The following is a 6,215-nucleotide window of genomic DNA, read 5'->3' as shown; positions in this document are numbered from 1 at the left end:
GTCTTGGGGGCGGGCTCCGGCGCGGCGGGGGCGGGGGCGGGTTCCCCCGCGGAGAGGATCTTTTCCCCAATCTCCTCCGCGGCGGCGCTTACCGGCTCGCTCTCCTCCAGGAGCATGGCGGGGAATTCCTCCAGGNAGCGAAGCTCCTTCTCGCACAGCGCCCGGCTTTCCGCCACGAAGCGCTGAATCTCATCCTGTCCCTGCTGGAGGCGCTTGGCGCACTGCTCCGCCTCCCTGCGGTAGCCGTCCAGTTTCTCCCGGGCGGCGGCCTCCGCCTGCTGGAGGATGCCGTCCCGCTTCTCCTCCGCCTCCTTGATGATGGAGTCCGCCATCCGCTGGGCCGTGAGCAGCGTGGCCCGCATGGAGTCCTCCGTGGCCCGGTACTCCTCCACCTTTTCCACCAGGACCTTCATCTTGGCCTTGAGAGAGGCGTTTTCCTTGTAGAGGGACGTGTNGNCGTNGNTNAGCTCGTCCAGAAACTCGTCCACCATGGTCATGTTGTAGCCGCCCATCATCGTCTTGGTGAAAGAGCGGGCGGAAACCTCCTGCGGTGTCAGCATAGTCGCAAATCCTCCCCAGCGCGCAAGTCAATATGGTCTACAATATGGTCTATCAGAAATACAGCCCGTTGTTTTCCNGCTCGTCGATCAGATCTCCCTCGATGTCCACATGGTAGGGGGTGATGATGTACGTGTTGGCGGCCACCTTTTTGATTTTGCCCTCTCCGGCGTAGGCCACGCCGGACAAAAAGTCGATGAGCCGCCGGGCCACGTCCTTGTTGGTGGATTCCAGGTTCAAAACCACCGTCCGCTTGTCCTTCAGCTGGTCGGCGATTTNCGAGGCGNTTTCAAAGCGCTCCGGCTTCACCAGCACCACCTTGAGCTGGGTGGTGGCGTGGATGTTCACCACCTTGTTCCGGCGGTCGTCGTAGCGGGAGGAGCGGCGCTCCTCGAACACGTCCCGCTCCTGGGCCTCGTCCTCAAATTCGGCGGAATCGTCGTCTTCATCCTCATAGGGGTGGGTCAGCTTTTTTATCTCGTCCAGGATACTCATGGATGTACCTCCCGTTCGTGCCGCTCTCGAATGTCCCATTCGGAAACAGCCTGTTTGATTTGAGCCGTTCTGCCCGCCGGGGGCGGATGCAGAACATGGCATATATTACTTCCTCACGTTCCGTTCGGGCGTAATATTCCGCTTGTGTCATGTGTAATGGCGGCNCCCGAAAATGGCGGTGCCCACCCGGACCATGGTGGCCCCGGCGCGGACGGCGTCCTCATAGTCGCCGCTCATGCCCATAGACAGAACCTGAAGACTCTTATGGTACAATTTCTCGTTCATGTCAAGGAAGAGCGCCCGAACTTTGTCAAAATATTGAAGATTTTCCTCCCGCTCCGCGTCCGCCGGGGGAATGGCCATCAGTCCCAGCACCCGCAGATGCTCCTTTTCCAGGGCCGCACCGGCCCCGGAGAGAAGCGCCGCCGGGACAAAGCCGCTCTTGGCCGCCTCCCCGGCGATGTTGACCTCCAGCAGGATGTCCTGGACGGTATCCAGCCGGGCGGCGGCCTTTTCAAGTTCCTCCAGCANCTCCAGGGAGCCCACGGACTGGATCAGCGCCGCCTTTCCCACCACCTGCTTCACCTTGTTTCGCTGGAGGTGGCCGATGAAGTGCAGGGGCGCGCCGTCATAGGCGTTTTCCGCCAGCTTGGCGGTCATCCCCTGGACCCGGTTCTCCCCCAGGGCGTCGATCCCGGCGGCAACGGCCGCCCGGCAGGCGGCGGCGTCGTTCATCTTGCTGGCCCCCACCAGGGTGATTTCTTCGGGCCTCCGGCCCGCCGCCGCAGCGGCGGCGGCGATGTTCGCCCGGACGCGGGCGATGTTTTCCGCAATTGACATGAATGCATCCCTCTTTCTTGATGATGCCGCGCCCGGCGCCGGACGGGGCTTTTTACTAGTTTGGGGCGCCTTTTTAGGTAAGCACCTTTCCGTCGAACAGGCCCCGGGCGGAGACGATCACCTGCTCCCCCGGGCGAATGATCCGCTTGGCGTCCTTTTCCACGCTCTGGTCCAGCTCCGGCGCGGGGGCCACCAGGATGAAGCTCTCCCCGCTGTGGACCACCTCCACCGGCTTAAACCGGGCTTCCCGGCCCACCAGGCAGTAGACGCCGGCGCGATCCTCCGTGACGGTTTTCCCGTTCTCGTCCAGATAGGCCCGCTCTGCCCGGAGGCTCTCCCGGGGAATCCGGATGCCGGAGACAACGCCGGTGATGATCTGGGCCCGCTGCTGGCGCAGCAGCGTCAGATCCCGGAGGTAGGCCGTCCCCCGGAACACCGCCACCACCCGGCCGTCCTCCCGGGGGCCGATGGATTCCAGCACNGCCGGCAAATCCCGGTCCACCCCCTTGGAANAGCGGAGGCACAGCGTTCCCCCGCTCTCCGCCTGCAAGCTCTGAAGGGCCGCGGCCTCCTCGAAGGGCAAAACGGCGGCATAGCGCCACTCGTCTCCCAGCACCAGCTTTCCCGTCCGGGAGACCGCCGCCGGGTCCGCCGGGTTCGCCGTCAGGGCCGCCAGGCCGGAGGGGGTCAGGCCGTCCAGCGCCTCCGGGGTCAGCACGGTTTCGTAGCCGTCCACCTCGGCGGAGTACAGCCCCGCCTCCGGGGCGGTGACGCGCCGGACGGTTCCCTCGGCCTGGGACCGGAGGGTCAAAAGCTGCGCGCCCAGCTCCTGGAGCTGGAGGGCCGCGTCCTCGCCGCCCGCGTCGCTGTAGTCCCGCTTGAGCACCAGGGCCCGGAGCTCCAGGACGACGCTCTCCGCGTCATAGAGCCTGTCCGCCGCCAGGAGGCGGCGGTATTCCAGCAGGTTCTGGGCAATCTGGGCGTCCAGCTTCCGGGTGGTCTCCGCCGCCAGGGCCAGGTTCTGGGCGTATTGGAGCTGCTCCACCCGGCTTTCCAGGCTGTCGATCTCCGCCTGGCGGTCCAGGGAGGCCTGGTCCGCGTAGACCGAGGCCACGGTCCCCCCGGCGGCCACACGCTCTCCCTCCGCCCGCTGAATCCGGAGGAGGCCGCCGCCCTCGTCGGGCAGCACCCGCTCCTCCCGGACCACGAAGCCCGTCATGTCCACGGCCTGCTCCACCTCATAGCGGTAGGCCAGGATTATCCCCAGGGGGTCGTCCAGATATTGAAACGCCTGAATGCCGAAGTAGCCCGCCACTCCCAGGAAGAGGGCGGCCATCAGTAATTTGGTTCCAATGCCGCTTTTTTTCTTTTTCATAGCGCTTTTATGTAGCCTTCCTCATTTCGGTCCCGGGGGACGGGCGATCATTCCTCCCCGGCCAGGGAGACCGTCCGGGTGGGGGCAATGGTGGAGATGGCGTGCTTGTAAATCACCTGCTGGCGGCCCTCGCTGTCNAGAATGACCACGAAGGGGTCGAAGCCGGTGATGGTTCCCCGCATCTGAAAGCCGTTCATCNNAAACATGGTGACCGGNACCCGGTCCCGCTTGGCCCGGAGAAGGAAGAGGTCCTGTAGGTTCTGTTTGCTTTGCATATCGTCCGCTCCTTTTTCTTTTGTCCGCGCNCCCCGGGGGGCGCTGTTGGTTGGTTCAGCGAAACGAAGGACCTCGGCTTCCCCGAGGGGGTCCGGGCGAATCGTTTTGCCAATTTCTAGGATACCCCCGCGGCGGTGAGAATTTCCGTCGAAACCTGTAGGGCCCGGGCAAAATCCCGGTCTTTTTCCCAGAAGATCCAGTGAATGGCCGGATTCCGCCGCAGCCAGGTCAGCTGCCGCTTGGCGTACTGCCGGGAGCGGAGCTTTACCTCCGCCAGGGCCTCCGCCTCCGTGGCCGTCCCCTCCAGGACCCCCAGGAACTCCTTGTATCCAATGGCTTGGAGGGCCGTGGCGTTTCGGGGCAGGCCCAGGCTCAAAAGGGCCCGGACCTCCTCCAGCAGCCCCGCCTCCGCCATGCGGTCCACCCGGCGGTCGATGAGGGCCTTCATGTCCGCCCGGTCGGCGAACTGGAGGCCGATCCACACCGCGCCGTACCGGGGGGGCAGGGCCTTCGTCTCCTCATTGTGGGCGGTGATGGTCTTCCCGGTCTCCCGGTAGACCTCCAGGGCCCGCAGAATCCGCTTTTCGTCCGCCGGGTGGAGCCGCTCCGCCGATTCCGGGTCCGCCCGCCGCAGCTCTTCCAGCAGCGGCCCGATGCCCTCCGCCGCCAGCCGCTCTTCCAGCTCCCGCCGCACGGCCCCTCCGGCGCAGCCCGCCGCGAAGCCGTGGCCCTTTACCACCGCGTCAATCCAAAGGCCGGTGCCCCCCACTAAAATGGGCAGCTTCCCCCGGGCCAGGATGCCGTCGATGATGGGAACGGCCTCCTGGGCGTAGCGGGCGGCGGACCACNGCTCCGCCGGGTCGCTTACCGNGATCATGTNGTGNGGCACGCCGTCCATCTCTTCTTCCGTAGGGGCGGCGGTGCCGATGGTCATGCCCCGATAGATCTGCATGGAGTCGGCGGAGACCACCTCGCCGCCGAATTTCTTGGCCAGCAGGACGCCCAGGGTGGTCTTGNCGCAGGCGGTGGGGCCCACGACGCAGACGATCTTCGGCGCCATCTCAGAAGCTCCGGCCCAGGGTCCGGGCCTGTTCACAGGCGGCCTCCAAAAGCTCCGGGGCCTTGGCGGGGTCCACGTCCAGCCCTCCGGCGAAGACGTAGTCAAACCGGGGGACGCCGAACATTTTGGAAAGCTGCTTCCAGTAGAGGACCCCCAGGCTCTCGGGCCGCTCAAAGTCCCCGCTGGTGGTGAGATAAGCCAGCCGGTCCGCCCGGCAGTCCCCGTGGCAGCCGTCGGCTTCGTAGTGATAGCAAAGGCCGTTGGCGGAAATATACTCGATGTAGGTCCGCATCACCGCCGGGAAGCTCAGGTCCCAAAAGGGCGCGGCGGCGGCGATTTTGTCCGCCGCCTGGAACTGCCGGGCCAGGCCGAACACCGGCGCGCCGAAGGCCCCGGCGGAGGCCAGCTCGTCCCGCCGGTTCAGGGNNGCGGGAAGGAAGGGCTTTNAATCCAGCGCTTCCAGGGTCACGGTTTCCACCTCCGCCCCGGGGTGGGATTCCTGGAAGGCGGAGAGAAAGGCCTCCGCCAGGGCGCGGGTCCGGGACGCCGGTCCCCGCTGGCTGACGCAGCCGTCAATGAATAAAAGTTTCATGTCATTCCTCGTCTGATATCGTTGTAAGAATGGGCTTGCCCTCCCGGGGTCCAGGGGCCGGAGCCCCTGGTTTCTCCGCCAAGCGGAGAAAGAAATTGAANTCATTTTCCTGACGACANGCGCGTCAGGAAAATACCAAGACTCCAGCCGCCCTGGGCGGCGGCACCAGTCCGCAGACTGGTGGNNGGAATCTAAAGGGGGGANGCAGTCCCCTCTTTAACTCCGCTTGAACATTTTCTCCAGTTCATATCTCGTCAGCTTCACCGCCACGGGCCGCCCGTGGGGGCAGTAGCGGACCTCGCCGCTTTGAACCTTGTCTATCAAAGCCCGGAGCTCCTCCGGTCCGCTTTTCCAGCCGCCTTTGATAGCGGCCTTGCAGGCCATGGTGTGAAGAAGGCTTTCCCGCCGCTCCGCCAAAGAGCGCCCGGAGCGGAGCTTCCCGGCGATTTCCTCCAAAGTGGCGGTCACGTCCTCCGCGTCCAGGTCCGCCGGAATCTCCCGCACCAGCACGGCCCCGCTGCCGAAGTCCTCGCAGGAAAANCNCAGCTCCTCCAAAANGGGCAGGTGCTCCAGCAGCAGCGCCCCGTCCTCCCGGCCCAGCTCCACGGCGGCGGGGGTCAGCAGGGCTTGGCGCATGGGGGGCTCCAGGGCGGCTTTCAGGCGGTCGAAGTTCACCCGCTCGTGGGCGGCGTGCTTGTCCACCAGCCAGACCTCCCCCGCCTCGCTCTCGCAGACGATGTAGGTCCGCAGCAGCTCCCCGGCAATCCGCCAGGGGGCCTCGCCGGGGGGCTCCAGGGTCTCCTGCCCCGGCAGCTCCGCCTGGGGAATGGCGGGGACGAAGGGCCGCGGTTCCGGCGAAACCGGCTCCCTTGGAAGGGCGGGCTCTGCCAAAGCTTTCGGCTCCGCCGGGGGGGCGGGAGGCGCCGGCGCCCGCTCCGCCTTTAGCCCCAGGACCGAGGACGGCGCGTCCTGCCGCAGGGGCGGGAAGGCCCCACTCCGCCCCAGGGCCGGGCGGGGAG

General features: G+C 65.9%; 6 protein-coding genes and 2 pseudogenes. All 8 read right to left on the bottom strand.

The annotated features are described in order from the left end of the window. Nucleotides 1-560, bottom strand: a pseudogene (locus JX325_RS11735) (DivIVA domain-containing protein); the annotation flags it as partial. Nucleotides 561-612: 52 nt separating this feature from the next. Continuing rightward, the gene (locus JX325_RS11730; RefSeq protein WP_204791301.1) at nt 613-1,053 is read right to left on the bottom strand and encodes a cell division protein SepF; all 441 of its coding nucleotides are present in this window, start codon (nt 1,051-1,053) and stop codon (nt 613-615) included. A gap of 147 nt (nt 1,054-1,200) precedes the next feature. Continuing rightward, complete coding sequence (locus JX325_RS11725) at nt 1,201-1,893, bottom strand: YggS family pyridoxal phosphate-dependent enzyme (protein WP_204791300.1); 693 nt, start codon at nt 1,891-1,893, stop codon at nt 1,201-1,203. Nucleotides 1,894-1,966: 73 nt separating this feature from the next. After that, nucleotides 1,967-3,268, bottom strand: a complete 1,302-nt coding sequence (locus JX325_RS11720) for an HlyD family efflux transporter periplasmic adaptor subunit (protein WP_204791299.1) — start codon at nt 3,266-3,268, stop codon at nt 1,967-1,969. A 47-nt stretch (nt 3,269-3,315) separates the two neighbouring features. Further along, nucleotides 3,316-3,543 (bottom strand): RNA chaperone Hfq, encoded by a 228-nt coding sequence (gene hfq / locus JX325_RS11715; RefSeq protein ID WP_204791298.1) that lies wholly within the window; start codon nt 3,541-3,543, stop codon nt 3,316-3,318. A gap of 116 nt (nt 3,544-3,659) precedes the next feature. Continuing rightward, a complete protein-coding gene (miaA, locus tag JX325_RS11710) occupies nt 3,660-4,604 on the bottom strand; it encodes a tRNA (adenosine(37)-N6)-dimethylallyltransferase MiaA (protein WP_204791297.1) in 945 nt (314 codons plus the stop codon). Nucleotide 4,605: 1 nt separating this feature from the next. Continuing rightward, nucleotides 4,606-5,196, bottom strand: a complete 591-nt coding sequence (locus JX325_RS11705; RefSeq protein ID WP_204791296.1) for an NAD(P)H-dependent oxidoreductase — start codon at nt 5,194-5,196, stop codon at nt 4,606-4,608. A 216-nt stretch (nt 5,197-5,412) separates the two neighbouring features. After that, nucleotides 5,413-6,215, bottom strand: a pseudogene (locus JX325_RS11700) (DNA mismatch repair protein MutL); the annotation flags it as partial.

Source organism: Oscillibacter sp. CU971, from assembly GCF_905219725.1.
Classification (GTDB): domain Bacteria; phylum Bacillota; class Clostridia; order Oscillospirales; family Oscillospiraceae; genus Oscillibacter.
This window is presented reverse-complemented; position numbering and strand designations above follow the sequence as displayed.